Source organism: Rhodosalinus halophilus, assembly GCF_003298775.1.
GTDB classification, from domain to species: domain Bacteria; phylum Pseudomonadota; class Alphaproteobacteria; order Rhodobacterales; family Rhodobacteraceae; genus Rhodosalinus; species Rhodosalinus halophilus.
In genome coordinates, this window is record NZ_QNTQ01000058.1 from 1 (window position 1) to 216 (window position 216).

Consider the following 216-nt stretch of genomic DNA (forward strand, 5'->3'; position numbering starts at 1 on the left):
ACCAACCCCTATCTCCACTATAGAAGATATAGATAACAAAAATAAAGAAGGAGGTAATAATCAGAAAGAAAGATTATTCATTCGAGGAAAAGATATATCAGGAGCTCCCAATATTAAAGGTACCAATCAATTACCAAATCCTCCAATAAGAATTGGTATCACTATAAAAAAAATTATTACAAAAGCATGAGCAGTAACTATAACATTATATATATG

General features: G+C 29.2%; 1 pseudogene. It reads right to left on the bottom strand.

What is annotated here, in order from left to right:
- Nucleotides 1–63: 63 nt before the first annotated feature.
- Nucleotides 64–216 (bottom strand): annotated as a pseudogene (locus tag DRV85_RS19620) (cbb3-type cytochrome c oxidase subunit I); the annotation flags it as partial.